Here is a 22,527-nt window from a genome sequence, read left to right on the forward strand (position 1 = left end):
AGCGGTTCTATATGATTAGGGGATTATCGATACAAAGCCACAAGCAGGATTCCTAAGCTTTCTTGATAAATTTTTTCAAACTGCGTTAATGGCAGCGGGTTAGTGCCTTGGCCCAACTCTATTGTAAATCCTGGTCTGCGCCAATCCTGAATGAACCAGTCCTTATAACCGGCATAGCTGTCTGTATATCGAATAGGCTCATAGCCGCTGACCCTTGCGAACTCGTTAGCGAGTATTTCCGATTCTGGTGGTTCAAGCCCTTGGAAGCCCCAATAGATAACTTTCCCCTGCGTATGAAATGCTAATACTCGGCTGAAATTATTGTTTCTTGTTAATGCGGCCATCGCCTGGGATTCAGGCTCGGTGAGCGGTCCTGTCCCTGCATAATCCCGAGGGGCTGGGACGCGCGGCCCTCTCTCTGCTTCAAGCTCCCATAATGCGGGAAACTGATTATTTAAATCAACGCCGCGAATATTCGCTTTCCACCCGCTGAAATCTTCACTACCGCCGTTAATAGCAAGCACATCGCTTCGATAGGGCTCTTGGCTAGGCAGCCCATTAATGACTAAATCGACCCCATCGGGATCTACCATCGGAACGAGCGATAACGTCGTTGATTGATAGATGGAATTCATGGCTAGGCCTCTCAAGCTGTCGTTGTTCGTCAATGCCCGTACATATTCATTAAGAAAACGTATAACAACCGGCGTCGTTATCCACTCATTCGCATGAAAGGTTGCATTAACGTGTACCACCTTTGCACCTCGACCAATACGGATCTCGGGAAGTGTTTTCCCCATAACAGAGGAACCGATAGTTTGGCGGCGGATAAAAGGATAGATTTCGGACAGCCGATTTAAGTCCTCCAGCATATCCCAATAATCATAAGGACGTACGGTTTGTACAACCAATTGCGTTACGCGGCTTGGTATTCGAATCAGTTGGCCTACCCGCAGCGCTGCTGGCTGCACCATAGGATTTAGCTGCATTAATGCTTCGAGGACAACACCGGTTGCTTCAGCAATGTTCCAAAGCGTATCTCCTTGTGCCACTCGGTGACTCCTTACTGTGTAGCCCGGTATTTCAACACTTTCACCAACAATTAAGGCTTGCGGATTCATATTGGGATTCGAATCAATCAGCAATGGAAGTGGAATCTGGTATAGCTGACTGTGAGCCCATAATGTATCGCCACGACGCACCGTAATTTTCATGTATGCCGTATCCTCCTAAAGGTTTGCGAAGCCGTACAAACACGCCTCGTAAACATGGGCGAAAGCCCATTTTCTTTATTGTATGGTGAGAATACGGCGAAGATTCGAGCGAATGAGTCCTTTACACGAATTGTTTGTTGAAAACACCATCGAAATAAGCCATTAAATCCACTTTTATAGGCATAAAATAAATATTGCGATTCGTTTGCTCCGTATAAGCAAGCGCCCTTCTCGAGAAATCGATATTCCAATCCAAGGTCGGTTGGAAATCTTTCGGAAACACAACATGATTTCTCGTTTCCCAGTACTTTTTCGACTTATCCGATACGACCGGCGAAACTCCCCAGAAAATATCAGAGCCCTCCAGCATTTCCGAGTAAAGCTCCATTAATCGGAGATCAAAGAAAGGCTGAGTAAAAAAACCATCTGTTCCAGCTTCAAGCTTTCTTTGTACATACTCATATTCATTGCGGATGCTGTCCCGATAAGGATCAATCGCTGAATATACTTTTATATGAGGATGCTCTCGTTTTATTTTGGAAATCAGATCGATACAGCTCGTTGGGTAAACCTGCTGGCTTGCATTCTTAGGTGCATCTCCCGTAACAACGAGTACCTCAGAAATGCCATGCATGTCCAGATGCTCTATAATAGGAAAAGGTTCTCTTGCATCGAAATCCATGGACCGAATATGAGGAATGCAATCCTTATAATAGGACTTAGACAAGCTTGACGCTTCCCAGCTTCTAAGCTCAAATCTCGTTAGATCCGGGATGTTGATCGTATTAATAGATGGGAATTGCGTTTTTATTAATTGAAGCTCTGCTCTCAGCCCATCTGCATCTCTTGGAACAAGCTCTAGCGAAACTCTCACTGCATAATCCCCTACTTCTTCAATAATATTGTTGCTGTTATACGGACTTCATCCCACTCAATGTGTAATGCATAATAATACATGATAACGAATTTTAATTCTATATACCAATAAGTATAATCGATTCTACTTATTACTTCTTCTTATATATTAAATTTCCGCTTGCAACAGATCATCCATAGTGAATAAAGAGAAGAAAGCTAAACCAGCCTCTTCTAAATTAGCTCTCCCCTTTGAATCTCTTTCAATCACAGACAGGACAGTTGATATCTGGGCTCCGTAACCTAATAAGTCCTTTGTGCTTATTAGAATTTGTCCGCCGGTCGTTACCACATCTTCTATAACACAAACTCTTTTGCCCGCAATATCGATACCTTCAGCCAGCTTGCAGGTTCCATATTCCTTCGCTTTTTTCCTTACAAATACAACAGGTATGCCCGTTTTCAGCGATAGCGCTGTTGCAATCGGAATACCGCCCATTTCAAGACCGGCCAGTATTTCAGTCCCCTCGGGCACCAGAGGCAGGAGCTTCTCAGCGATCTCTGCAAGCAAATGCGGATTCGACTCAAACAAGTATTTATCAAAATAATGGTTAGACGTTTGTCCAGAACGGAGTGTAAACGTGCCATTCAGATGTGCTGTTTCATAGATGGCTTGCGCCAAAGCCGCTTTTTCCATACCTATAACCTCCAATAGTCATAATAAAAAAAAACACTAAAGCGACAAGCGCTTTAGTGTTTGATAGAAATGAAAATAGGAAACGAAAAACGAGCTTGTCCCATTCGCCCATTCTTCTGTCTTCTCATACTCTCATCCCTTCCGTGAAATCATTCCACTTATTATATACTTCACACAATAAATGTTCAATCCTTTTCTAACAGCTCCTTGACTGAACGGCTATTCAAGCCTTCTCCGCCATACGACAGCAAAGGTGATATTTCAATATCGCCTGCAGGCAGCTTCTCTAATGGAACCCCTGCAGCCATCAACCACTCTCGATGCAGCTTGAATACAAGCTTGCGCGCGCTCTCTGGACTGTCTTCACCTTCTTTGTTTTTGACAGGCGCGAATTCATTGTTGCGAAGTCCCATCAATACAGTCATTTGCTCCGCCAAAGGAAAGAAATCAAAAATAAATCGTTCAAGCTTATATGCATTAGGCTCATCCGGCGACAGGCTTCTGCCTTCCGCGTCCATACAATCCATCCGCTTGGAAGCGATATGGAACGGAATCTCCGTATCCGCATGCTCCTCTATAAAGTCTATTCGGAATAAATGGATCGATATGTTTCCCAAATGATACCGCAATCTTCCATTCTCGTCTTTTTCATTCCGTAAATCTTCTGGAATCTCGTTATACTCTAGGACACTCGACCGATTATCATTTAAACATAAGATGCCTATTTTCTCATCGACATTCGTCTTCTCGATCACTTTCGTTGCAATAGGATGATTATACTCAGCTGCTGCTCCAATGAAGGCGGGGTCTGCTATTTGGATAAGGGCGTTATCTACATTGCAATAAAATAACCAGTTTATTCCTCTTTTCTTCATATCAGCCAGTGCCCCGGATCGTTTCAATGATGAGAAGCATTCCCCATTACCGCTGGGGGCAAGCTGTAATAAGCCCTCTGGCGAAAGCAGCAGCTTCCCTTCATGGTCAAGCGCTGGCATCGTATTTTGTTGAAAGAAGAAGCAGTCCTCCGGAGGATATCCGAAATAATGCGACGCTTGGAAAAAAGTTAGCGTATCCTTATGATTCTCCGGACTGGTCATGATATACCAAGGGATCGATTTGCCGGCTCTGGTTGAAAGATTCAGCAATCGTTCCCCTTGCAGCTGGAATAGTGACTTACCTGAAGGCAGTCCAATATCAAACGTACCTTTAGGTCCGTCGTGGCCCAGTCGGCTCCCTTGCCCGCCGGCAACTACGATCACGCCAATTTCCCCATTATGCAGAAGCTCCATCCCTTTTTGGGTGAAAGCATCCTGTTCTTTCTCACCATAATCATCCCATTCCTCATAATGAATGGGTGTGACATTTGGCGATTGGATCTTTTGCTGATCCTTTTGCTGGAGAATAGTCATGAGCTGCTCGAAATCGATATGCTTTAGTTGTTCCATTAATTTATTCTTCTTATTAATAGACAGCGTCTCCATTATGCACAGCAGATGCTCCTGCTTATAATGAAGAAGCTTTGCTTTGGTTTCACAATCCAGATTACAATTATCCATTGCTTCACCTCGTGAAATTAGCTAATCGCATTTACATCTCCTCGCGAAAGCTATCTATAAACGCTTGGGCACGCTTGGGCAAATAGTGATCCTTCAGCCACACAATTCCAACGTCCGATTCGAAGTGGGCGTCCTCAATATCGAGCATTTTCACAACGGTGCTGGGAAAGGAGGACATAACAGATTTCGGAAATACGGTAGCACCGATACCGCCGGCAATTAAGGACATAATAATCGCAACACTGGAGCATTCACATATAATGTTGGGTACGAAGCCATGTCGCTTGCATTCATTAACTACCTGCTCGTGCATCCGCGTTGTTTTGTCCGTCTTCAATGTAAGAAATGGAAATTGAGCCAGCTCCTTCATGTTTATCGATTCCCTGCGGGAATATTCCGTCCATGAGCTTGGAATGACAACTACGAATGGATCTGAGGGAAGCGGTAAAACAGAATATTGCTGCGGATGCTTCTGCGCTTCAAAAGGCAGTCTTGCGACAATGAGCTCAATAGCCCGCTTCTCCAGTTTCTCGCCTAAATAGAAGTGATCACCCTCGGATATTTTAAAAGTAACCTGCGGATACCTTTCCCGAAACATCTCGATCCGCTTTGGCAGCAAAGAAATACAAGAGACGACCGAGCCAATGGACAGAATCCCGCTTACGCCTTCCTTCATTCCTTTTACTTCTCTTAGAGATTCATCAAATTGCAGCAGGAGGGATTCGGCTTTCTGTTTAAGCAGATCCCCTGAATCGGTCAGCTTAAGTCCTTTGCCATTTCGTTCAAACAGCTTAACGCCAAGCTCCTCCTCCATCAGCTTTAGCTGTCTGCTCAGTGGCGGTTGTTCAATATTTAGCAACTTTGCAGCGCGCGTAACTTGTCCTTCTTGTGCTATAGTTAAGAAATACTTTAGCTGCCGCATGTCCATATCGATCACTCCATTCCGATATACCCAAAAGGTATGGCCATTCAATAAAATAGATATTTTAAATATATCGCATGAAGTGTTAGCATTCAATTATCGATCACTAAAGGGAGATGGGTCATTTGCCTCAATCATTGAAAATCGAGTTAACCAAAAATAAGAAACAACAGCCAGCTGTAGATCAGCTTGGATTCGGCAATCATTTTACAGACCATATGTTTATTATGAATTATGATGCGGGCAAGGGATGGCATTCGCCGCGTATTATACCTTATCAACCGATCGTATTAGACCCTGCAGCTAAAGTATTTCATTATGGACAAACGATTTTTGAAGGTTTGAAAGCGTATAAAACCGATGATGGACGCGTGCTGCTTTTTAGACCGCAGAAGAACATCGAAAGAATGAATCGCTCTAATGAGCGTTTAAGTGTTCCTGAGCTTGATATCGAGCCAACCATAGATGCTTTAAAGCAGCTTATTGCAGTCGATCAGGATTGGATCCCTAATGCACCAAGCACATCGCTGTATATTCGTCCTTTCGTCATTGCAACGCAGCCGCAGCTTGGAGTAGCTCCATCGACTCAATATCAATTTATCATCATCATGTCGCCAGTAGGCGCTTACTATTCAGAAGGTGTGAATCCGGTCAAAATATTTGTCGAATCTCACTACGTTCGCTCGGTAAAAGGCGGCGTTGGCGAAGCGAAAACAGCCGGCAACTACGCAGCAGGCCTTAAAGCACAGGAACTAGCTTCCGCAAAAGGCTATTCCCAGGTGCTATGGCTGGATGGCGTTCACCGCAAATATATTGAAGAGGTTGGCAGTATGAACGTGTTCTTCAAAATGAACGGAACGGTTTATACACCTGCACTAACGGGCAGCATACTGGACGGCATCACTCGCAACTCCATTATTCATTTATTAAAGCATTGGAATATTCCTGTAGAGGAACGCCAAATTACGATTGATGAGCTGTATGAGGCTGGTCGTAACGGTCAGCTGGAGGAAGCCTTTGGAACAGGTACGGCTGCCGTTATTTCACCTATTGGCGAACTGAACTGGCAGGATCAAGTTCTCGTTATCAATGGCGGACAGACAGGCGAGCTTTCCAAAAAGCTCTACGATACATTGACTGGCATTCAAATGGGCAAAATCGCTGATCCGTTTGGCTGGATGGTCGAAGCAACTAAAGTTTACGCTTAATACGAATATCAAAGGGCTATCGATTCATATCGACAGCCCTTTTTTTATTGCCGCCAAACCATTCTTTATGCTTCACCCGGCTCTCCATCTATTCCGCCAAAAGCTAAATGATAGCCATCCAAATCCTTAACTACGAATTCCTTCCATGGGCCGCCTTCTGGAATAATGAACGGCTCTACCGCTATAACAGCGCCTTTGCTTCTAAATTCTTCACATAACGCGTCTAATTGTGCCCATGTATCGGTATAAACCTGAATATCTACAGCATAGCCGCCGCCAGACGGACGAGGATTCGGCTTTACGTCGGAGGGTTCCGCAGCTTGGAATAGCTTTAACGCCACTCCCTCTAAGCCGCCGCGCTCTACCCACCAATCGGTAACGTTGAAGCCTAATACTTCACGATAAAAGGTTTGAGCCTTAGCTAAATCAGATACCATTAATACGGTAAGAGAGCTAAGCTTATTGGACATATTTGATCTCTCCTCAGCTTATTATTGGATGAAATATCCATATTAATTATTCTAGGTATTGAACAAGAATTCCTTTTGCGAATTCGTATCACGAGGAATCTCTTTTTATTTTGAGCTATTGTTAATGACATGCTCTAACTTTCTTAAACCATCTGCCTTCTCCATTATAAAGTTCAGTATAGTTGCATACCTTTCTAATACTTCTCGATTCTCTGTATGCTGAGCACGACAAATAATTCTAAAGCACCAGCCGAGCACCAAGCTGATAGAATAACCATGCCGGATGAGCTTCTCGTCGCCGCTCCAGCCAGCTTCCATAAGTCCTAATAAATAGCTGGATAAGACTGTTTCCTCTAATCTAACAGCTTCAGCCGGATCAAATTCATAGAAAACGAGAGCTTCACCGACTAAATCTGCTATATCTTCACCAGCTATCCCTATTCCAGCACAATCCCAATCAATAATAGTTGTCTGATCTATGTTCTCTGCTGTCTTCGAAACAAATAAGTTGCCCGCGCTAAAGTCACGATGGCAGACAGTTCGCGGGAGAGCATAATAAACGTCAAGCAGCCTATCTCGCTCCGTCCAAAGCATCATTGCACCTTCCATAATATCTTTCGAGAAGACCGGACTGGCATGATTTGTTTGAAGCCAAGGAATGGCTTGCGTTCCCCAATCTGAAATCGTCTTCACAAGCAGATATTGTGAGCTTAGCCAAGGATATGAAGGAAGAGTTCGCTTAGTAAGAAATTGTCCTTGAAATTGAGCCAAGTGACGCGCAGCCACGGCATAATTTTCTAATGAGAACTGCGTGCCGCTGCTGCCTGATACCTTCTCCAGCCATAACCAAATTTCCTTATCAGCACGCTCTTCAAGAGCGTAACAACGTGGTACCTTTACATTGTCCGGCAGATGCTCATATATGTCAGATTGATAGAGAAGCATCTCGCGCCGCCAGCTTTCCGGATCTCCGAAGCGGTGATATTCCTTTTGGATCTTCAGTACGGCTGACCAGTTTACTACTTTCATTTCAGCTGAATTATCCGAATCGTCATGCTTACCGGTACCCTTTATAAGATAAACGTCACCCAAAGTACCACCTTGTAATACCTCTGATTCGAAATCAATGGAGCTAGCTGATTCAACCTTTAATATGCTGCGTAATATAGGTGTAAGCATGTGGTTTTCCACTTTTTGAGTTCGTAAATTCATCTATCAGACTCCTGAATAATCTTATTTTTTTGTATTATTGCTTCCAAATACCGTTATATAATCGCAATGAGAAGGTTCGGAGGTGGCAATCGCGTGCATATAGAACCCCTTTTGATAGACGAAGCACTGCAAATATGTCAATGGACGTATCCAGACGAGTATTCCTTCTATGATGTGGAGGACAGCCCTGATGCGAGGAATGAATTAATGGATGGTACCTATTTCGCAGTAAAGGCAAAGCAAAATCCTAACGAGCTGATTGGCTTTTTCTGTTATGGCTCAAATGCTCAGGTTGGTGGTAGCAGGCAGCTTGGATTATATCGAGGAGATGATGTCCTTGATATCGGCCTCGGCATGAATCCCAATCTGATTGGAAGAGGCAGCGGTATGTTGTTTCTATCAGCAGGCATACAATTCGCAGAAGCGGCATTCAAGCCTCAAGCCCTTCGATTAAGCGTAGCTAAATTTAATCAGAGAGCTATTAGACTCTATACGAATGCCGGTTTTGTCACGACGGCATTTTTCGATAACAATGGAACAGCGTTTTTGATTATGAAGAGGAATATGATCCGCTAGCTTAATTCCCAACGCTGCTGCGTAAAGAGATGCTTTACCGCCCCGGCTAGACCGGGATCTTTCACCGCTTGCCGAAAAACCTTTTTAAGGTTTTTCACTTCAATTATGCTCATTCGTCTAATCGTCCCTTCATCCCAGCTTTTTTATACTGTTTTTAATAGATATAACAACATTACATTCTAATTCCAAAACATGGATAATGAACATTATTATATGCTATGGAAATAAAAAAGAATAGAGCTTTTTTCCATCCTAGTGACACCCTATAAAGTCGCGCACGCTCTGCAAAACCAACAACACCCCCAAGGCATTAGCCTTGAGGGTGTACATTTCATTTCACTATTTGATTTCTATTGCGCAGTCAGAATAATAGGTCCTTCTTCCGTAATCGCCAGTGTATGCTCATACTGGGCTGAGAGGCCGCCATCTACCGTTCTGGCGGTCCATCCGTCCGAATCGATTTTGGCATGGTATGTCCCCGTATTTAACATCGGTTCAATTGTAATAACCATTCCCGGCTTCAATCTTGTGCCGCGATTAGGCGGCCCATAATGAGGAACCTGCGGCTCTTCATGCATTTTCTGACCAATTCCATGACCAATGAAATCCCTCACTACTGAGAAGCCTTGCGCCTCTGCAAAAACCTGAATGGCATGGGAGATATCACCGATTTTATTGCCCACTACTGCTTGCTCTATCCCTTTATATAGCGACTCTTTCGTTACATCTAACAGCTTCTGAGACTGCTCCGAGACATTGCCGACTGGATATGACCACGCCGAATCGGCGAGCCAGCCCTCATAATTGACGACCATATCCACCGTAATAATATCCCCGTCAACGAGAACTGCTGTCTTATTCGGAAAACCATGGCATATAACATCGTTAACCGAGGTACAAGTAGCATACGGATAGCCATTATAGCCTATTTGTTCGGGTATCGCTCCTTGAGCTCTCATAAATTTCTCAGCAAATTGGTCGATTTCCATCGTAGTCATGCCAGGCTTAATCAGCTGCGCTAGCTCACGATGACAGGCTGCTAGAATTTCGCCCGCCTTTTTCATTCTCATAATTTCTTCCTTGGTTTTAATAATTATCATATCATTCTCCTTGCCTAAATCATTCTTGTTGGTTTGTTTATTCTAACCATTGCAGACTCCAATTACAAATCAATCAACGTTTCGTTTAGCACAATTTGTGTGTAAATATACAAACGTACATTGTATACTAGTTCACATATGAACAATCCTATTGTACAATAATTTTAATTTTATTCATTCAGGGGAGGATGTATATGATAGATAAATTAGATCATCTACTTGAATCTATGAAAGAAGCGAGAGAAACATCCGATATAGTGAGTGCCAGGGCGTATGAGCTAAGGCAGAAGGCTATTCGACTGCAGTTTGAAGCTAATTCAGCCATTGAAGCTGTAGATTTAATTTCTGAAATACTAAGACAATGCAAAGATCCAGAATTGATTCATTCGATTTCCAAAAATAGCTTAGAAGCAATAATGAAAGCTGCGGATTCCACACTCATAGCGATAGAAGCTGTAGAGCAGGCGAACGAAGCTGACAAAGAAGTAACTAAGGTCCTTCTTATTGCCAAAGAAGCAGCCGAAAATTTATCCGATGCGCTTAAAGAATTAACATCTAATGTGTAATTCATCCATTGGAGCTGGAAAAGGACTTTTATTTATAATTTATGTAAATAATACGAATAATATGTTGCTCAAAAACGAAGGGCGGAGAAAAAATGCTGCATACATTTGTCATAAAACCAATTACATATAACGCCTTCGAAGACGAGGCTGAGCAAATCGAAAAGTGTAGAGACTGGGGCTTGCTGTCTGGGAAAGCAACTAAAACAAAAGCTTTTTTCTACAAAGGGAACGGCATGAATTTATCCTGTAGCATCGTTGGATACGTCGACAAAATGACCGCGGTTATTCAATTTGAGAATGAACAGCAGCATTGCATTCATCCTTCCTACTTGAAGGAGATGCAAGCTTCGAATTACGGACAGAAGGTTTCGCTCGTAACGGAGGAAGCGGCGGAGCCTGAGCGTACAGAGCTTGAGAGTACGGAGCTTTTAATCATGGAGAACGAGGCACCGCCTTTTGATGTAGATCCAATTGAAGAAGCTCCGATAGCTGCAATAGCTGCCGATCAGACAGAGGAGCCTGCAGCTCAAGAACCGCCAAAGGGAAAGGCCAAAAAAGAAAAGGCGCCAAAGCTTCAGCTTCCGGAAGATAAGGTTAAAATGACCGCTACTGTAATCGAATTTACGACCGTACCGAATAATTTCTCCGATAATGATGATGAAGTGGTCATCTATGATTCCGTTTCTATTATTGAGCCTGCTATCAGTGTTGGCGTTGCCTGGTCAAGCCACAGTGCCACACTCAAAAAACTGGAGCTGGAAATTGGCGATACTCTATCGTTTGAAGGAAAAATCGTAACCAAGAAGCTAACCAAGCATCCTGTGCCATACAAAATCAATAATCCTGCAAAAATTCAAAAAGAAAAGTCCTGACTGCTTAGAAGAAAGGGGAGTATGCCGACGCATGCTCCCCTTTCCATTCGTCCTATTGGGGAGGCAAGAAGCCTGACTGGCTTAAATGAATGTGCTCCTGTCTAAATTCACGCAAAAAAGCTGCTTTAACATGCAGATGGGTATCCTTCGAAAACCAATGCGCCCTATCCGCTTCCGAATAAAGCTCTCCAATGCGAAGCTTTTCTGTTCTCTTGCCGCCGCTCCCATCACCCGAGTAATAATCGTCGATGCAAACCCGTTCTACAAGCTGAGACAGGGTTCTCGGAAACGCCTCGGAAAAGGGCAGCACCGGTGCTACCGCAGCTTGGACAGGTATCCCTTCATCACGAAGCTCCTTTATCGCCTTCAATCTGGCCTGAATGGGGGGAGCAGAAGGCGAGAACACTCTACGAACAGCATCTAGATCCGTCTCCACCGTTACACTAACCATAATGTTTTTAGCAAATGCCTTGAATAAATCTATATCTCTTGTGACTAGAGGACTTCTCGTTTGTACGAATAAGAAATCAGGCTGCTCCAGAGCCATCTGCTCTAATAATGCTCTTGTCACTTTTTGTTTAAACTCAACTGGCTGATAGGGATCTGTGCTGGAGGACATGAATATCGTAACCGGACCTTTCTTTCGTGCCAGACGAATTTCCTTCGCAATCTTCGAGTCAACCTCCTGCTTTATATCGACCCAAGTTCCCCATTCTTGCTTCCGAAATAGACCGACTGGACTTCTTCGTACATAGCAGTAGCTGCATGCAAATGAACATCCCACATATGGATTTAGAGAATGGCTGTACCCGTTAAGAAATCCACCCGTAGCAGTCAATATTTTGTTCGGAAATGTCGTATTCACTTCCAGCAAAGGCTCTGTCCTCATGATTCACTCCCCCTCTCATCCTTTCCTTACATTTAAAACAAATAAGGCTGCAGCAGAAGGTTTTCCCTTAGCAGCCACAGCCTTAATCATTTGATGATGAATGTTAAGCGTTATAGAATGCTTCCAGTTCTTTTACAACTGCTTCAAGCGAGCCGTCAACACGTGTCTGACGCTGCGGCTTCTCGAATAACGCACTGATTTGAGCCGGGAACTGCTGCTCTATGCCGCAAAGTGCGATTGCTTCATTGAACTTCGCCGGATGTGCGGTAGCTAACGATACAGTAATTTCTTGGTCGCTGCTGTATTTATCTGCTGCTGCTACGCCACAAGCGGAATGTGGATCAAGCAAATAATCATTTTCCGCTTTATATTTCTGAATGGTATCCAAGCATTCCTGGCCCTGTACGCCATGCGCACCGAACTCCGCTTGTACTTTGCTCAGCGCTTCGCCTGAAATGACAATTTGTCCTTCTGCTTTGAACTGGTCCATTAGCGTGCGGATTTGTGTGGAATCCTCTCCGAGCACATAGTATAAGTAACGCTCAAAGTTGCTCGCTACTTGAATGTCCATGGATGGGCTGTAAGTGCTGCGGAAATCTCCAGGCTTATAAACCCCTTCAAGTATAAAACGCTCCAAAATATTATTTTCATTGGTAGCCAGAATAAGCTTGCCTACCGGCAGCCCCATCCGCTTCGCCAAATAACCTGCAAAAATATCTCCAAAGTTGCCTGTTGGAACGCTGAAGTTTACTTGTTTCGCATCCGTTTGCTTCACAACTTGGAAATAGGCATAGAAGTAATAAACCGTCTGTGCCAAAATTCGTACGAAGTTGATCGAGTTAATAGCAGCCAGTTGGTTATTAGCCTTGAAGTCTAGGTCAGCGAATAAATCCTTGATCATCCGCTGGCAATCATCGAAGTTGCCATCTACCGATAGATTCAATACATTGTCATCCTGAACCGTCGTCATCTGCAGCTCCTGCACTTTACTTACCTTGCCATGCGGATGCAGAATACAAATTTTAATGCCTTCCTTGCCTTTGACACCTTCAATTGCGGATGCGCCAGTATCACCGGAGGTCGCACCGAGAATATGAATTTTTTTGTTCTGCTTGGCAGCGACATACGTATATAGTTGTCCCATGAATTGCAAAGCAATATCTTTAAAAGCGAAGGTTGGGCCGTGGAATAGTTCCAGCAAATAGAGATCAGCCTTTAATTTGCGAACGGGTGTCACTTCCGGGTCACGGAAGGTGGAATAGCTCGCATAGACCATGTCTTTCAAATCCTGCTCTGGAATTTCACCATTCGTATAATAAGAGAAAATAGCAAGCACAAGCTCTTGATAGCTAAGCTCCTGCCATTCCTTCAGCGTTTCCTGTGAAATAACCGGAATTTCACTCGGTACGAGCAGGCCTCCATCATTTCCTAAACCCATCATAAAGGCGTCGATAAAGCCAATCTTTCCAACATTGCCTCTTGTACTGATGTATTCCATCTGTAATAGCCTCCTATTAAGCACGCGATTAATCGTCATTTATGTTTGTCTAAATCATATCATCGTTTTCCATTTTAATCGATTGTTTTCATGATATTATATCATTTTTGAGTGAAGAAAAAGGAGTCGCCTTATCTAATGAGACAATCAATACTGATTATTAGAACAAATGACCAATTGTATGAACAATTCGTGTATCACGAAACATTTCATGATAATATCCGTAATGACTAATGTCTATTACAACGAAGGAGGCTGAATATGCCTGGCATCAGGATCGTTACGGATTCCACAACCGATTTGCCAAAGGAACTGCTGGAACAATACAATGTGGAAGTCATCCCATTATCCGTGTATGTGGACGGGGAAAGCTATGAAGATAATGTCACGATAGCTCCGCTTGAATTTATTCAAAAAATGAAAAATTCGAAGGAGCTTCCAAAAACATCGCAGCCTTCCGCAGGTGTATTTGTTGAAGCCTATGATCGCCTTGGAAGCGAAGGAGACTTGATTATATCTATTCACATGACAAGCGGCATGAGCGGCACCTATGCGACAGCATGCTCTGCGGCTGAAATGTCTTCCAGCCGCGTAATCGTCATCGATTCACAGATGATTTCTCAAGCGCTTGGTTTTCAAGTCATCGAGGCGGCCAAAATGGCCCAAACGGGCAGTTCAGAAGAATCGATTACCCAGCGCCTGAAAGAAATTTTCGCCAACACCACTTTATTTGTCGTCGTTCTTACCGTAGAAAATCTAGTTAAGGGCGGACGCATCGGCAAAGCAAAAGGCTGGATAAGCACGATCCTGAACATTAAGCCCATTGCGATGCTCGAACAAGGAGTATTAGCACCCTTCGCCAAAGTACGTACGTCGTCCCAAATCGTTCAAAGATTAATGGAGCGGTTTATGGAAGATATAAAAGGAAAAGAAGTTGCTGAAATTGGGATTTCACATGCGGACAATCTTTCTTTAGCTGAACGGCTTCGGGAGGAAATTGGGCGGATCGTCTCCGTTCCCGTCTGTATTCAGCCAGCAACGCCTGTCATAACGACACATACTGGACCCGGTGCTATCGGCTTCATGTACTACACGAAATAATTATCGAGAGCATGAAATGGCTGGCGCTTTCGCTTATTGAAATTGAGAGCCATTTCGTAACTCTAGCTCCCCAATCGGCATCATTTAGAATACCTCTAACAATTCCTCGTTCGGATGAGTATTTGTTTTTCCTTACACTTCGTCATTCACTACCAATCCGAAGATCGTTGCCATTGTTATTGCCTGAGCGGGCGATATAATGCATCGTCTCAAATCCTCCAGCGTGACACCCAAGCTGTTAAATTCGCAGCTGCTAATATCGATGCCACCCAGCTTCGTCTGAGAAAGCTGAGCTTGATCGATATTCGTTTCTTTCAAATAAAAGCTGGATAATGTCATATTGGACATATCCGCCTTCGCAAGCGAACTATTCACAAACGCAACAGCCTTAACATTCGAGAAGCGCAAAACCGCATAATCGGCATAGGACTGTTCAAAAAGAACATTCCGTAAAGTAGAACCCGTAATATCCATACCTAGCAGCTTGCAGTTCACAAAGGCAACACGGTGCAAAATCACTTCACTCAAATCTATATTCGATAAATCGCAATTTTCAAATCGAACATCCGTAAATTCAGCCTTGCGCAAACTCGTTCCCCGAAACACCACATTTTGAAAAAAAACGCGATCGAAGCACGGCTTGTAGGCCGACTGATTGTGAATATTGCAATCCTTGATGATGCTATCGCTTATTTCATATTCATCAGACCATTCATAATCGGGGACATCTAATGCTTCGAGATGGTTTGGTATTTTTGGAGCTTCGATTTTTATTTTTTTGCTGGACATTCTTTTCATTCCCTCCTCATGCAGCAGCTGCAGCTGCCAGCTGCTCACTTTGCCTATCCTTCATTATATACGAATCGTAATGAGCATTCGACAACAGTTGATAGAATCCCTGAGTTAGGGCACTAATGACTTATTGATCAAGCAGATTTATAATGTGAATAAACAGTTGTCCGTTTTAGCTCTTTTTCAAAGCTGTGGAGGTGTAGGATGAAATACGAATTAACATTGGAGCAGCGTGATGCTATCATGGAACGATTGACCGAGGAGCAGCGTCATTTCATTCATCATGAGCTCGTTAGGGGCAGAAGAACTCTCTTCGCGCGCCAGCTTGCCCGCAAGAAATGCCAGTTTATTCCGGAGGATGCCGAATTCAAGGATATTGAAGCTCTTATAGAGGAATGGGATTATGTCGGCTTCACCGATAGCGGCGAGGTGTCGCCTCATACGAAATGCGAATGCGGACGGTCGCTGCGTTATCAGCATCAGGTTCTGCATGTGCCAACGAACACGATGCGTTACTTTGGCATCGAGCATTTACAGCTTCATACCGGTATTGATGCCAAGGCCATATCCTCGATTCTGAAAGGCTTTGATGTGCTTGACGCTGAAATGAACGAGGTATTAAGCAAATATCGGGATAACTGGCAGCTTGATCAGCACTTGTTCTTGCCGCTTCCGGCTGAACTTGAGGTGCCGCAGGATATTCAGGAGCAGCTCGATGCCAACCTGCCTCTGCTCGACAGACAGCTTGCCAGACTTCGCAGCAGAATGCGAGAGCTCGATCAGATAAGCAGACAAAAACGAATTGCTGCCGCTATAGCACTTAACGAAGAACCTCCATTCGCCGCTGCAGCATTGCAGCAGCCGAAGACAGATGCTGATACAAGTCATTCAAGTCAAGGCGCTTTCGACTTCGGCCAAGCGGACTCCGATCAATCCGCAGTTGTCTTCGATGAACAAACAGAAGGACAAGCCGCCTTCCTATTTGATGAGCTTGCAGACAGTCAGGGAACGTTCCTGTTTGATGATGTGGAGAACAGCCAAGGCGCTTTTGCATTTGACACAGACTATAATCAAGGCGCACAAGGCTTTGGAGAAGCTGCCAACAATAAGGAAGCGGCTCCTGTCAAAGATACGGACAAAAGACCAAGCACTGAATTCATACCGACGAGCTCCAATCCCTTCTTCCTGTCTACTGCTGCGCAGCAGGTTGTGGATGATGCCCTGCCGTTCGGTCGTATAAGCGCCAGATCCATCTCCGAATTTCTAATCGAGCAGAAGCTTGTACGGGACGACCGAATGTCCACGAGCAAGCCGACTGTCTACCTTGGCGTTGCCGCATACTTGGATAGGCTTGCCGCAGCCGGCAAATGCGAGCTGGTTACCGCAACGTCAGAGGATCGCATCTATGCAAACGCGAAAGTAACAAATTAACCTTTTACAGCTGAGCCAACGGTTAACGCATCCTCTACCCGCTCACTAAACAGAATGTAATAAGCACGGTTGGCAGGCTCGCAATGGTCATCGCAGCGCCCATTGCGACCCAGTTCGTGCTAAATAATATAAAGCACACATCGCACCGCATACTCCACTTACCCATTTAGTTGGTAGACCAAATACATGTTTCTTACTAACTGAAATCTCATCCCAAAAGGTTTCTTCTCCTATCAATCCAAACTCGGTTATCTCTTCGCCTTTGTTTCCCCCAAAGTACAACTCGGTTGCATTCTCAAAAATCAGAAATAATAATATATTAATCATTTCCATATATTAACACAATACTAATTCATGCAACATTACAAGAAGTAATCCCGTTTTAATTCATTGAGCAACAAAAAAACACAACAAGGAGATTAAAACATCATGAAAAAAGGTTATTTTTCGATTATGCTTGTCATCGTATTGGGAGTCGTTCTAACAGCATGCTCCGGTGCAAACACAAATAATTCGAGCGGCAATGCAAACGGCAACGGCAGTAAAGAAGAACAAAAAGCTCCGACACAAACAACTAAAGAAATGATCGATGCTATGCTGGCTAAGATCGAACAGCCAGCACTTATGGAAATGCCAGTCGACATGGTTAATCAAATGTATTACTTCGATCCTGCTCAATTAGAACAATATACAATCATGATGCCTATGATGAATGTAAAAACAAATGAAATTGCGATCTTTAAAGTGAAGGAAGCATCCCAAATCGCTGCAATCGAGGAAGGCGTGAAGAAGCGCGCCGCTGACATTCAGAAGCAATTCGAAACTTATTTGCCCGATCAATATGAGAATGCCAAAAACTATAAGCTCGTGACAAAAGGCAACTATGTATTTTTTGTCATCTCGGAAGAGGCCGATAAGCTCGTAAACGAATTTAACGCCTTCTTCGAGCAAAAATAATACCTTGGTATTCAGCAGCCTATTATTTCTGTTTCTGTTCCTTCCGGCTGTATTACTCGTTTACTTCCTATCTCCTTGGCGCGTGAAAAACTTCGTTTTATTCGTTTCAAGCCTCATCTTCTATGCATGGGGCGAGCCAGTATATATTGCAATTATGCTGCTATCCACGATTACCGATTACAGCTTCGGACTGCTTCTTAGCAGTCCAAAGCTAAGCAGCGTCCAGCGAAAATGGATTGTTGTCTCCTCCATTATCGTCAACCTAACCTTACTTGGTTATTTCAAATATGCAGATTTCCTGATCAACAACATTAATGCTTTATTAGGTACGCAAATTCCGTTAACCGAGCTGGCCCTGCCAATCGGCATTTCGTTCTATACATTCCAATCGATGTCCTACATCATTGACATCTATAGAGGAACAGCAAAGGCACAACGGAACTGGATCGATTTCGCAACATTCGTCGCCTTGTTTCCTCAGCTTGTCGCTGGGCCTATCGTTCAATATTCGACAATCGCCGAACAGCTGCGTCACCGTACCGTCAACGCTTCGTTGTTCGCTGAAGGCGTTAGACGATTTATTATCGGTTTAGCCAAAAAAGTACTGCTTGCGAACAATATTGGCTTATTGTGGAATACCATATCCAGCTCCAGCGCGGATACGCTTCCCGCTCTCACCGCTTGGATTGGCATTATCGCTTTTGCCTTCCAAATCTACTTTGACTTCAGCGGCTATTCGGATATGGCAATCGGACTCGGGCTTATGCTTGGCTTCCGGTTTAATGAGAATTTCAACAAGCCGTACACCGCGCAAAGCATTACTGATTTCTGGCGGAGATGGCATATTTCCTTGAGCACTTGGTTTCGAGACTACGTCTATATCCCGCTCGGCGGAAATCGCAAAGGCTTGTGGAAGCAAATAAGAAATATTCTGATCGTGTGGCTGCTTACAGGAATCTGGCATGGTGCAAGCTGGAACTTTATGCTGTGGGGATTATACTTCGGGGTCATTCTTATTTTCGAAAAATGGGTCGGGCTTAAGCTGCTTCAGCGGCTTCCCTCTTGGCTGCGGCACAGCTACGCTCTGCTGCTCATTCTCATCGGCTGGGTATTTTTCGCTTTCGACGAGCTGCCCCATATGGCAAATTATTTTAGTGCAATGGCTGGTGCTAATCATCAACCTTTATGGAATAACGAAACACTTTATTTGCTATATACGAACGCGATATTGCTTGTATTACTCGTTATCGCTTCTTTGCCAAAGCCAAAATCCAAACGAAGCTTAAATCCCATCGTTCAACTAGGCTGGCATGCTCTGCTGTTTCTCATGTCCGTAGCTTATTTAGTTGATGCTACATTCAATCCATTCCTATATTTCCGATTTTAATGAAAGAGGGGCAGGCTTCGATGAACAAAGGAACAGATCGCATATACGCATGGGGCTTTGTAAGCATTTTGTTTGCTATGTCCCTCTTATTCTTCGCGCTGCCGGTTAAATCTTTCTCTGATGTCGAGAATCGACCTCTTCAAAAGGTGCCTAAGCTGACTTGGGAGAATCTGTGGTCCAAAAAATTTACAGATGATTCGGAAAGCTATGTAACGGATCACTTCCCGTTTCGAACGCAATGGGTTGGGGCGAAATCTCTCATGGAGCAGATGCGTTTGCAGCAAGAAAATAACGGCATTTACAGGGGGAAGGATGGCTATTTGTTTGAAAAATTCAATAAACCCGACCAGACAGCCATTCTGAAATACACGGATGCTGTCCGTGCATTTGCGAACAATCATCAAGGTGCCAATCTGACATTCCTGCTGGCGCCAACCTCAATAGGTCTATATCCTGAGCGACTGCCGTGGCTGGCCGAGGCTTATCCGCAAACCGACGTGAATCATCTCATCGGGCAGGAGCTTCAGAGCAGCCTAACGTTTATGGACGGATTCCAGTTTCTCCGTCCTGCAGCTGACTCTGAGAAAGCCATATATTATAAGACCGATCATCACTGGACAACCTATGGCGCTTACCTTGCGTACGCTGCTTATGCCAAGCAAATGGGCTGGACTCCGCTCTCCGAGGATGACTTCAATATTGAGACGGTCACGGACTCCTTTCTCGGCAGCTATCATACGCGCAGTCAATTCAGCGGATTAACGCCAGATTCCATTCAAACCTACATGCCGAAGAACGGTATTCCTACAGAAATGTATATCGCGGATACCAATGAGACATTTAAAAGTATGTATGCAAGCAGCTATCTGTCGAAGAAGGATAAATATTCGTATTTTCTAGGCGGCGTTCATGCACTGATGACGCTCCATACGGAGCTTCCGCCGGAGCAGGTCGATCAGCAGAAGATGCTGGTCATCAAGGATTCGTATGCGCACAGCTTCCTGCCTTTCCTGACCCAGCATGTGAAAGATATTCATGTCATCGACATTCGCTACTATAATGGCAGCATCAGCGATTATATGGAGAAGAATGGGATCAAGGATGTCCTTCTTTTATTCAATACAACAACGTTTATCACCGAAAACAATTTATTGAAGCTAAAATAAATCCAACTGCTCGATAACGGGCGGTGGCGGCTCAACAGGGCTTCTTCCGTCCGGACGGGACAGCCCGAGCAGTCCCATCAGCTGCTTCGCATTGTCCGCCGCATCTCCGCCCGAGTTATTATTGAAGATTATGCAAATATGCTCACTCTGCTCCTGTAATTGCTTGAGCATACTCGCCCACTCCTGCAGCTCTTCCTCGCTATAACGATACAAATAACGCACCTCACGCCAGTTCGGAGCACCGCCCTGATTCCAGCCCGCAGCATTACGTCCATGAAAACGAACCATCGTAATCGCTTTATCCGTTGCATTTAACACGGTCGGAATGGAGCCTATACCTGCTTGCGGCTCATCGCAAATACTATGTATCCACTGCTCTTCCTTCATGAAGTCCAGCGTCTTTTCCCTAAATTCTGCAGTGAACCAGCTTTGATGACGAAACTCCAGCGCGCACGGAATGCCCTGCATCCGCTGCTTCGTCTCGCGGAGCATTCGCACATTCTCACGCGTACAGTCAAACCAAGGCGGGTATTGAAACAACGCTGCCTTCAGTCTGCCTGCTTCAATCACAGGTTCAAGCATTCCACGAAACGCCTCGTACATATCTATAAGTTCATCCGTTGAAGCGGCAGCCCCGCGTTGATGCCCGGTCATTCCCTGATAAGCCTTCACAATGAAATGAAGCGAGTCCGGTGTATCCTCCACCCATTTGCGGAACCTTTCTTTGGACTGAATCGCATAGAAGGTGCTGTCGACCTCAACGATTGGAAAATGCTCCGCATACTGCTTTAGCTTATTGCCTGCTTTCGTGCCAGGCTTGTACAGCCCATCATGATCACCCCAGCCCGCTAGTCCAATATGAATCGGCATATCATCCCTCCGTTCCCTTCCATCTATTTTCATCCAATATAAAGGGAAATGAGCTTCTAATCAAATGCTGCATGCAATTGGTTCAAAACATCCCTTCCGCACATTTGTACGAAAGGGATGTTTGTTATTGCTCAACCTCGATTTAACAAATCAGCTACTGACGCTCGCTTGATTAGATGCGTGGAGAGCAGCACATGCTCCGGAACTGCGCTAGGATTCTCGATTCGGCGCAAAATCATCTGCGCTGCGCGGATACCAAGATCCGCTTTAGGCACGCGGACCGTGGTAAGCTTCGGATTCATGACTTCAGTTAACGATAAATCATCAAAGCCGATTATGGAAATGTCACTTGGACAGCGTACTCCCCACTCTTGAAGCAGCTTCAATGTTTCTAAAGCCGTCAGATCATTTCCGCAAACAAGACCCGTCACCGGCTGATCCGATTTCACCTGACGGCTCAGCCCTTTGGCAAGCTCGGTCGTCTGGTACAGTCCCGACTCATTCATCCCGATGCCATCGATTGTGAAAGCTTCTGCATTTCCTTTGCCTCTGCGGTTATAATCCCGAATTGCCTCTTGAAATCCACGGCTTCTCTCGCGGAAGCTCCACGAGGCAAAAACATCTCCAACGAATGCAAGCTTCACATGGCCTACATCAAGCAGATGAGTTGTTGCCTGATAAGCGCCAAGAAAATGATTCGCAAGCACATGATCGATTGACGGGTCCAACAGATGATCCTCTACCATCACATACGGGAATCCGCTCGCTGACAAAACTTCAATAAAGCCTTCCGGCAATTGTCCCAATACGATCGCACCGTCGATTTTTTTCTCGTATATACTGGAGGGAAGTCCCTCTCTCGGAGATAGATTTGTATCTATGCTGGACAAAATGATGCTATGGCTATGATTAGCCAGCTCAATCTCTATGCCATGCAGCACCTTACCCCAATATTCCATATCGTCCAAATAAGCGCGCGGCATAAGCACAGCAAGATTGCCGGTAAGCGATGTCGGAATCGATTTACGAGGGATTTTGATTGGATAGCCCATTTCCTCGGCTGTCTTCCAAATCGTGTCCTTAGTGGTATCATTCACGGCCGGATCATTTGATAAAGCCTTTGACACCAGCGCTTTGGATACGCCCAGCTTGTCTGCAATGAGTTGCAGCGTAATTTTTTTCATATCC

22 protein-coding genes are annotated in these 22,527 nt (G+C 44.6%); 9 read left to right on the forward strand and 13 right to left on the reverse strand.

Features of this window, described 5'->3' with window-relative positions:
- Positions 1 to 23: 23 nt before the first annotated feature.
- The 5 genes from CEF13_RS24815 to CEF13_RS24835 all read right to left on the reverse strand — a co-directional run bounded on the left by CEF13_RS24815 (position 24) and on the right by CEF13_RS24835 (position 5,250).
- On the reverse strand, positions 24 to 1,214 hold the full coding sequence (locus tag CEF13_RS24815) for a M14 family metallopeptidase (RefSeq protein ID WP_102714944.1): 1,191 nt from the start codon (positions 1,212 to 1,214) through the stop codon (positions 24 to 26).
- A 121-nt stretch (positions 1,215 to 1,335) separates the two neighbouring features.
- A complete protein-coding gene (locus tag CEF13_RS24820; RefSeq protein WP_102714946.1) occupies positions 1,336 to 2,088 on the reverse strand; it encodes a methylenetetrahydrofolate reductase in 753 nt (250 codons plus the stop codon).
- A 150-nt stretch (positions 2,089 to 2,238) separates the two neighbouring features.
- Positions 2,239 to 2,766 carry an orotate phosphoribosyltransferase gene (gene pyrE / locus CEF13_RS24825; RefSeq protein ID WP_102714948.1) on the reverse strand — a complete coding sequence of 176 codons (528 nt, stop codon included), beginning with the start codon at positions 2,764 to 2,766 and terminating at the stop codon, positions 2,239 to 2,241.
- 185 nt (positions 2,767 to 2,951) lie between these two features.
- On the reverse strand, positions 2,952 to 4,322 hold the full coding sequence (locus CEF13_RS24830) for a UTP--glucose-1-phosphate uridylyltransferase (protein ID WP_102714950.1): 1,371 nt from the start codon (positions 4,320 to 4,322) through the stop codon (positions 2,952 to 2,954).
- A 31-nt stretch (positions 4,323 to 4,353) separates the two neighbouring features.
- Complete coding sequence (locus CEF13_RS24835; protein ID WP_102714952.1) at positions 4,354 to 5,250, reverse strand: LysR family transcriptional regulator; 897 nt, start codon at positions 5,248 to 5,250, stop codon at positions 4,354 to 4,356.
- Between the two features lie 119 nt (positions 5,251 to 5,369).
- Here CEF13_RS24835 and CEF13_RS24840 point away from each other — a divergent pair, with 119 nt between their 5' ends.
- The gene (locus tag CEF13_RS24840) at positions 5,370 to 6,452 is read left to right on the forward strand and encodes a branched-chain amino acid aminotransferase (protein ID WP_102714954.1); all 1,083 of its coding nucleotides are present in this window, start codon (positions 5,370 to 5,372) and stop codon (positions 6,450 to 6,452) included.
- Between the two features lie 65 nt (positions 6,453 to 6,517).
- Here the strand turns inward: CEF13_RS24840 and CEF13_RS24845 are convergent, their stop codons facing one another.
- The gene (locus CEF13_RS24845; RefSeq protein ID WP_102714956.1) at positions 6,518 to 6,922 is read right to left on the reverse strand and encodes a VOC family protein; all 405 of its coding nucleotides are present in this window, start codon (positions 6,920 to 6,922) and stop codon (positions 6,518 to 6,520) included.
- A 105-nt stretch (positions 6,923 to 7,027) separates the two neighbouring features.
- A complete protein-coding gene (locus CEF13_RS24850; RefSeq protein ID WP_102714958.1) occupies positions 7,028 to 8,134 on the reverse strand; it encodes an aminoglycoside phosphotransferase family protein in 1,107 nt (368 codons plus the stop codon).
- A 93-nt stretch (positions 8,135 to 8,227) separates the two neighbouring features.
- On the opposite strand from CEF13_RS24850, the gene CEF13_RS24855 reads away from it, so the two are divergent.
- A complete protein-coding gene (locus tag CEF13_RS24855) occupies positions 8,228 to 8,710 on the forward strand; it encodes a GNAT family N-acetyltransferase (protein ID WP_244917122.1) in 483 nt (160 codons plus the stop codon).
- Positions 8,711 to 9,060: 350 nt separating this feature from the next.
- Here CEF13_RS24855 and map read toward each other — a convergent pair whose 3' ends face one another.
- Complete coding sequence (gene map, locus CEF13_RS24860; protein ID WP_102714962.1) at positions 9,061 to 9,810, reverse strand: type I methionyl aminopeptidase; 750 nt, start codon at positions 9,808 to 9,810, stop codon at positions 9,061 to 9,063.
- Between the two features lie 194 nt (positions 9,811 to 10,004).
- On the opposite strand from map, the gene CEF13_RS24865 reads away from it, so the two are divergent.
- On the forward strand, positions 10,005 to 10,376 hold the full coding sequence (locus CEF13_RS24865) for a hypothetical protein (RefSeq protein WP_102714964.1): 372 nt from the start codon (positions 10,005 to 10,007) through the stop codon (positions 10,374 to 10,376).
- Between the two features lie 92 nt (positions 10,377 to 10,468).
- On the forward strand, positions 10,469 to 11,248 hold the full coding sequence (locus CEF13_RS24870; RefSeq protein ID WP_102714966.1) for a hypothetical protein: 780 nt from the start codon (positions 10,469 to 10,471) through the stop codon (positions 11,246 to 11,248).
- Between the two features lie 52 nt (positions 11,249 to 11,300).
- Here CEF13_RS24870 and CEF13_RS24875 read toward each other — a convergent pair whose 3' ends face one another.
- Positions 11,301 to 12,137, reverse strand: coding sequence for an SPL family radical SAM protein (locus tag CEF13_RS24875; RefSeq protein WP_102714968.1), 837 nt, complete (start codon positions 12,135 to 12,137; stop codon positions 11,301 to 11,303).
- A gap of 103 nt (positions 12,138 to 12,240) precedes the next feature.
- Positions 12,241 to 13,635: a threonine synthase gene (gene thrC / locus CEF13_RS24880; protein ID WP_102714970.1), complete on the reverse strand. Its 1,395-nt coding sequence runs from the start codon at positions 13,633 to 13,635 to the stop codon at positions 12,241 to 12,243.
- A gap of 261 nt (positions 13,636 to 13,896) precedes the next feature.
- Here thrC and CEF13_RS24885 point away from each other — a divergent pair, with 261 nt between their 5' ends.
- Entirely contained in the window at positions 13,897 to 14,736 is an 840-nt protein-coding gene (locus CEF13_RS24885) for a DegV family protein (protein ID WP_102714972.1), read from the forward strand.
- 132 nt (positions 14,737 to 14,868) lie between these two features.
- Here CEF13_RS24885 and CEF13_RS24890 read toward each other — a convergent pair whose 3' ends face one another.
- Positions 14,869 to 15,525 carry a pentapeptide repeat-containing protein gene (locus tag CEF13_RS24890; RefSeq protein ID WP_166742914.1) on the reverse strand — a complete coding sequence of 219 codons (657 nt, stop codon included), beginning with the start codon at positions 15,523 to 15,525 and terminating at the stop codon, positions 14,869 to 14,871.
- A 207-nt stretch (positions 15,526 to 15,732) separates the two neighbouring features.
- Here CEF13_RS24890 and CEF13_RS24895 point away from each other — a divergent pair, with 207 nt between their 5' ends.
- From CEF13_RS24895 to CEF13_RS24915, 4 genes are all read left to right on the forward strand, one after another.
- A complete protein-coding gene (locus CEF13_RS24895; RefSeq protein ID WP_102714976.1) occupies positions 15,733 to 16,959 on the forward strand; it encodes a DUF3895 domain-containing protein in 1,227 nt (408 codons plus the stop codon).
- A 429-nt stretch (positions 16,960 to 17,388) separates the two neighbouring features.
- A complete protein-coding gene (locus CEF13_RS24905) occupies positions 17,389 to 17,916 on the forward strand; it encodes a DUF4358 domain-containing protein (protein WP_102714980.1) in 528 nt (175 codons plus the stop codon).
- 4 nt (positions 17,917 to 17,920) lie between these two features.
- Entirely contained in the window at positions 17,921 to 19,303 is a 1,383-nt protein-coding gene (locus CEF13_RS24910; RefSeq protein WP_102714982.1) for an MBOAT family O-acyltransferase, read from the forward strand.
- A gap of 20 nt (positions 19,304 to 19,323) precedes the next feature.
- A complete protein-coding gene (locus CEF13_RS24915; RefSeq protein WP_102714984.1) occupies positions 19,324 to 20,469 on the forward strand; it encodes a DHHW family protein in 1,146 nt (381 codons plus the stop codon).
- Here CEF13_RS24915 and CEF13_RS24920 read toward each other — a convergent pair.
- Both CEF13_RS24920 and CEF13_RS24925 read right to left on the reverse strand, forming a co-directional pair.
- On the reverse strand, positions 20,461 to 21,339 hold the full coding sequence (locus CEF13_RS24920; protein WP_102714988.1) for a DUF72 domain-containing protein: 879 nt from the start codon (positions 21,337 to 21,339) through the stop codon (positions 20,461 to 20,463). The two genes, CEF13_RS24915 and CEF13_RS24920, sit on opposite strands and share 9 nt — an antisense overlap.
- Before the next feature lie 131 nt (positions 21,340 to 21,470).
- Positions 21,471 to 22,523 carry a LacI family DNA-binding transcriptional regulator gene (locus CEF13_RS24925; protein WP_102714990.1) on the reverse strand — a complete coding sequence of 351 codons (1,053 nt, stop codon included), beginning with the start codon at positions 22,521 to 22,523 and terminating at the stop codon, positions 21,471 to 21,473.
- Between the last annotated feature and the right edge of the window lie 4 nt (positions 22,524 to 22,527).

Source organism: Paenibacillus castaneae (genome assembly GCF_002884445.1).
GTDB lineage: Bacteria > Bacillota > Bacilli > Paenibacillales > Paenibacillaceae > Pristimantibacillus > Pristimantibacillus castaneae.

Bases quoted from the DNA above. Each gene is read 5' to 3' on its own strand.
- CEF13_RS24815 (WP_102714944.1), bottom strand. From the start codon at position 1,214: ATGAAAATTACGGTGCGTCGTGGCGATACATTATGGGCTCACAGTCAG.
- pyrE (WP_102714948.1), bottom strand. From the start codon at position 2,766: ATGGAAAAAGCGGCTTTGGCGCAAGCCATCTATGAAACAGCACATCTG.
- CEF13_RS24830 (WP_102714950.1), bottom strand. From the start codon at position 4,322: ATGGATAATTGTAATCTGGATTGTGAAACCAAAGCAAAGCTTCTTCAT.
- CEF13_RS24835 (WP_102714952.1), bottom strand. From the start codon at position 5,250: ATGGACATGCGGCAGCTAAAGTATTTCTTAACTATAGCACAAGAAGGA.
- CEF13_RS24845 (WP_102714956.1), bottom strand. From the start codon at position 6,922: ATGTCCAATAAGCTTAGCTCTCTTACCGTATTAATGGTATCTGATTTA.
- CEF13_RS24850 (WP_102714958.1), bottom strand. From the start codon at position 8,134: ATGAATTTACGAACTCAAAAAGTGGAAAACCACATGCTTACACCTATA.
- map (WP_102714962.1), bottom strand. From the start codon at position 9,810: ATGATAATTATTAAAACCAAGGAAGAAATTATGAGAATGAAAAAGGCG.
- CEF13_RS24865 (WP_102714964.1), top strand. From the start codon at position 10,005: ATGATAGATAAATTAGATCATCTACTTGAATCTATGAAAGAAGCGAGA.
- CEF13_RS24870 (WP_102714966.1), top strand. From the start codon at position 10,469: ATGCTGCATACATTTGTCATAAAACCAATTACATATAACGCCTTCGAA.
- CEF13_RS24875 (WP_102714968.1), bottom strand. From the start codon at position 12,137: ATGAGGACAGAGCCTTTGCTGGAAGTGAATACGACATTTCCGAACAAA.
- thrC (WP_102714970.1), bottom strand. From the start codon at position 13,635: ATGGAATACATCAGTACAAGAGGCAATGTTGGAAAGATTGGCTTTATC.
- CEF13_RS24885 (WP_102714972.1), top strand. From the start codon at position 13,897: ATGCCTGGCATCAGGATCGTTACGGATTCCACAACCGATTTGCCAAAG.
- CEF13_RS24890 (WP_166742914.1), bottom strand. From the start codon at position 15,525: ATGTCCAGCAAAAAAATAAAAATCGAAGCTCCAAAAATACCAAACCAT.
- CEF13_RS24895 (WP_102714976.1), top strand. From the start codon at position 15,733: ATGAAATACGAATTAACATTGGAGCAGCGTGATGCTATCATGGAACGA.
- CEF13_RS24905 (WP_102714980.1), top strand. From the start codon at position 17,389: ATGAAAAAAGGTTATTTTTCGATTATGCTTGTCATCGTATTGGGAGTC.
- CEF13_RS24915 (WP_102714984.1), top strand. From the start codon at position 19,324: ATGAACAAAGGAACAGATCGCATATACGCATGGGGCTTTGTAAGCATT.
- CEF13_RS24920 (WP_102714988.1), bottom strand. From the start codon at position 21,339: ATGCCGATTCATATTGGACTAGCGGGCTGGGGTGATCATGATGGGCTG.
- CEF13_RS24925 (WP_102714990.1), bottom strand. From the start codon at position 22,523: ATGAAAAAAATTACGCTGCAACTCATTGCAGACAAGCTGGGCGTATCC.